Below are 3,927 nucleotides of genomic sequence, written 5' to 3' on the forward strand. Positions count from 1 at the left end.
CGACCACTTCGAAGCCTTTGCCACCATCGCGAGCACCCTGATCTGCTACCGCCGCCTCACCAAATGAGACGCGCCCTTATAGTCGACATACTGCCGCAGCGTCTGAGCAGTGCACGACGCGAGCGCCATCAACAGGTACTCCGTCGGCGTCGGGCCTTCGCCGAGTGCGCCGTTGTGCGGTTCATCAGCGACGAACGTGAAGCCGCGGGTGGCCATGTCCGTGCGCCGGCGCTCAGTGGCCGGAAGGACAGCCCGGGCGGATGCGACGACACGATCCCGATCGGTTTCCATCAACCGTGCCTTCCTGTAGATCCTGGTAGTGACGGTCCAGATACGCGGATCCAGCAGCAGCCGAGCCGCAGTCTGAGCGGGGGCTGTGGCCGGGCGTATCACCCCATGACCGAGTGCCTACGCAGGCTAGCGGTCATGGACTGGATAGTCCAGTTGATCGCTCGTTGCCAGAACCGCTCGGCCCTCGTGAACCATCACCTCGGGCTGTTTTGAGCCGCACTGAAGGGTTAGGGCCAAGACATCCCCAGCTGACCTCGCTCAACGCCAAACCCGAAGATGGACTCATTAGTCCGTTAAGGCTCGGACATGCCGTCGGTCACGCATCAGGGCGGCGATCGTCGTCGCATCGCGGACTCAAATCCGGACAACAACGACGAGAGGGCCCAGGTTTTGAGGGTGGCGATGGCTCGCTCGCCGCAGGCCCGGATCCGGGCGTGTGCGTGGCGGACGGCCTTCTGCCAGCGGGACAACGTCGGCCGGTACCGGTAGGGCTTCTGGTCGGCGAACCGGTCGATCGGGATCAGCGCGCCGTCGACGATCGCGTACGCCAGCCTTTGGATGCGGTCCATGGCGGCGGCCAGGTCGTCAGCGGTTGCGGCGGGTGGAGCGACAGCTCCGCGGATGTAGCGGCACGCGGGTGGCGACGCCGATGCCGAACCCGGCTGCGAGGCGGGCGTGGGTGTCGCCGTTGCGCAGATGGGCGAGGGTGAGTAGGGCTTGCCGGCCGGGGTCCAGGCGCCGCCACCGGGATCGACGTTGCTGGCGGTGGTTACGGAGGCATTCGGCGAGGTGGTTCAGGGTTCGGCTGGACAGCGGGATCGTGGCGGGGTGAGACAGCACGGCGAGGCTCCCGGTCGGGGCAGCGGATCTTGGTTCGACTGCTGTCTTACCTTGGAGCCTCGCCCTCATCGATCTCCGGGCTGCTCGCACCGCCGTGACCGGCCTGATCACGACGAAAAGGGCTCAATTAACGGGTCGGCTCGCCGGACGGCTCCGAGAGGAACGATTTGATGTGTTCCAGCGCCATGTCCAGAGCAACTTCCATGGGTGCGACGTTGTGCGCGGCGTTCGCCAGCAAGTAGCCGCCTTGCAAAGCTGCCATCAACCCCGTGGCCAACTTCTCCGGGTCGGCGTCCTGGCGCAGTGCACCGCTGTCCCGCATCCGGTGCAGACCATCACTGATCAGCTTTTCCCATGCCGCAAACGTTTCCAACAGCATTGATCGAGCCTGCTCATCTTGATCGGACAGCTCGACAGCCATCGACCCGAGGCCGCACCCGTATTTGCCGTTGTTCAGCGAGTTGGCCTGAACCAGCGCGTTACGCCACCGGACCAGCCCTGAGAACGATCTCAGTCGTTCGAGCCCTCCGCGCTCGCGCTGAAGCACGAGCGCGCCCCGATATTTGACCAACGCGCGCACGAGCTCCTGCTTGTCGGCGAAGTGGTGGTAAAGCTGAGACTTGCTCGTCTGGCTTGCCTCGCGGACGTCGTCAAGGGTCGTCGCGTTCACTCCGCGCACGAACATCAGCCGGTTCGCCGCCTCGAGGATCCGCTCTCGCGTCGCGATGCCCCGTTGACTGATCCTCCGCTGCTTCGTCGGCGCAGCCACCTGCTCGTCGCCCATCGGTCAAGTGTATCCAGCGGTGCCCATAATCCATGGAGAATGGGACCTTGGGGTCCATTCGGCGTTGGGTTGCATTCGCGTGATGGTGAAGGACGAACACATACGCCGCCAGCTTGATTCAACGGGTGCTATGTCCGCGAGATCACCGATAAGGTGAGTCTTTTCCAGGACCATTTAGTCCTCGCTGTGGCAAGCTGATGCTCAGGAGTGGCTCGGCGATGCGTCGTGAGCGGCGCGCTGAAGGTCGGCATGTGTCAACGCCCGTTGACATGCGTCTGCACGTCACGCGTATCACCCGCAGCTGAACCTGGCGCTGTGGCGCGTCCGTTCAGAAGCGTCGACCTGGACCGCGACGGCGTTCCGGATGCGCCGCACGCGCTGACCGCGGTGAAGGGTGTGGGCGGAGCGATCGCCGGTGCAGCCGGCGCGGTCGGGGGTACAGCCGCTTCTCTATTCAAGACCAAGAAGCTGGGACGCCAGGCTCCTGGCGCCGAGCAACGTCAGATCGAGGACACGTCGGCTGGCGCCGAGGAGTAGGCGGCGTGGGTGCTGTGCCGTCCGGCATGTTGAGCGATCTCTTACCTCGACGAGGTGCGAACCCTCAGCGCGAGCTAACGTCGCCGCTACCGTCTGCGTTTGCTCGGGTTGGGCGGCCACCGACGCCAGGCCGGGGACGGCTCTCATGCCAGGACACCACTCGACTCGGGCGCCACATGTGCGTGCGCCCAACAGTGGCATCCGGCTCCGGCATCTGACCGCGCTTCCGATAGTTCGTCACAGTCGCAACCTTGACGCCGAGGTACGCGGCTACGTCGGAGGTCGTCCGCCACTCCGCGGTCGTATCCGGGCCAGCTCCCACCGCTTCATTCTGGCACTGGGGGGACGCATTGAAGTCAACCGTCCGGCATGGTCAGGTTCTAGCTCGCCAACATCCTCCATTAGAACGCTTGTACGATCAGCCGGTGGCCAAAGAGTTGGTAGCGCGTTGGTGGCACGGCACGTGGGGACGGCTCACCCGACGCGACGTCTGGCTCGCCCGCGAGGTCCGCTGGCACGTCGTCGCTAGGGCCGGCGACTCGGAGACGGGCAAGGTGCTCCGCTGGCAGTTCGACACCGAGGACGAAGCCCGGCGGATGGTGAAGCGGCCTCATGCACGCCGATGCCGGCCAGTGGCGCGAACAGTCAGCCAACGCCGGCCGCCACGGTGAGGCTGACGCCCGCAGGGGTGGCTAAGCAGAGGGCCTGCTGCGGGAGTTGGCGACGATCAGTGCGGCCCCGGCGAGCACGATTGCGCACAGTCCGACCCACATGCCCCAGCCGGCATCGGCAATTAGGCCCGGGGCATGGTGGGACCGGAGGTGATCGCGCTCCATGAAACCCGCGGCGATCTCTGCGGCCATGTCCCTACGCGGCTCGGCGAACCAGTGGGAAGCGGAAGGCTCAACCCTCGACCGGCTTACCGAACCCGCTGGGGGCCAGGCTTCGACGTCACGCCACTGCTGGACAACCAGGAAGACCGACAGTGCCACCGCCGCCAACGTGGCGACATGCGCCAGCGACGGCACGCGACCTCGGTTATGACGCCAGATCATCGAAACCACGACCGCGCCCAGGGTGAGCAGCACCGCTGCGCTCCACCGTGACGACATGCCCCAGGCGGAGCCGAAGAAGGTCTCGTAGGTGGTCTTGTGTTCGGTCATGTGCCGGACGCGCACCATCCACCAGGGCAGGAAACTGCTGGCAAGTACCAGCAGCCCGGCACCTGGCAAGAGACGACGTCGCCACTCCAAGGTCATGGCCGGTCACCCTAGTCGTCAGTGGCACAGCTCGGCGCGAACGTGCATCCCGCAGACCGTGGTACCGGTCTGTCAGGCAGGACCCGAGGCCGGACAGGCCGGCTGCCGGCTTGTCGGGTCTCAGGACCTGTGTGATGGCATGAAGGAGCGGGGTCTCGCTCCTCGTGGGTCCCGGGCGGGATGCTCGGGGTGCTCACGTCTCACGACGAAGGAGGC

General features: G+C 65.6%; 4 protein-coding genes and 1 pseudogene. 1 reads left to right on the forward strand and 4 read right to left on the reverse strand.

The window, feature by feature from the left end:
* Positions 1–45 precede the first annotated feature (45 nt).
* The 3 genes and pseudogenes from ACVCAH_RS37545 to ACVCAH_RS37555 form a co-directional block, all read right to left on the reverse strand.
* Positions 46–291, reverse strand: a complete 246-nt coding sequence (locus ACVCAH_RS37545; RefSeq protein ID WP_447140959.1) for an OsmC family protein — start codon at positions 289–291, stop codon at positions 46–48.
* Between the two features lie 323 nt (positions 292–614).
* Positions 615–1,131: pseudogene (locus ACVCAH_RS37550) on the reverse strand (transposase family protein).
* Between the two features lie 127 nt (positions 1,132–1,258).
* Positions 1,259–1,915 carry a TetR/AcrR family transcriptional regulator gene (locus ACVCAH_RS37555; protein WP_109805765.1) on the reverse strand — a complete coding sequence of 219 codons (657 nt, stop codon included), beginning with the start codon at positions 1,913–1,915 and terminating at the stop codon, positions 1,259–1,261.
* Positions 1,916–2,230: 315 nt separating this feature from the next.
* On the opposite strand from ACVCAH_RS37555, the gene ACVCAH_RS37560 reads away from it, so the two are divergent.
* On the forward strand, positions 2,231–2,452 hold the full coding sequence (locus ACVCAH_RS37560; protein WP_447140960.1) for a hypothetical protein: 222 nt from the start codon (positions 2,231–2,233) through the stop codon (positions 2,450–2,452).
* Between the two features lie 692 nt (positions 2,453–3,144).
* On the opposite strand, the gene ACVCAH_RS37565 is transcribed toward ACVCAH_RS37560, so the two are convergent.
* Entirely contained in the window at positions 3,145–3,711 is a 567-nt protein-coding gene (locus ACVCAH_RS37565) for a hypothetical protein (RefSeq protein WP_447140961.1), read from the reverse strand.
* Between the last annotated feature and the right edge of the window lie 216 nt (positions 3,712–3,927).

This window comes from Micromonospora sp. LZ34 (assembly GCF_052981855.1).

Excerpts from the sequence above, each read along its gene's own strand:
- ACVCAH_RS37545 (WP_447140959.1), bottom strand. The coding sequence starts at position 291 with ATGGAAACCGATCGGGATCGTGTCGTCGCATCCGCCCGGGCTGTCCTT.
- ACVCAH_RS37555 (WP_109805765.1), bottom strand. The coding sequence starts at position 1,915 with ATGGGCGACGAGCAGGTGGCTGCGCCGACGAAGCAGCGGAGGATCAGT.
- ACVCAH_RS37565 (WP_447140961.1), bottom strand. The coding sequence starts at position 3,711 with ATGACCTTGGAGTGGCGACGTCGTCTCTTGCCAGGTGCCGGGCTGCTG.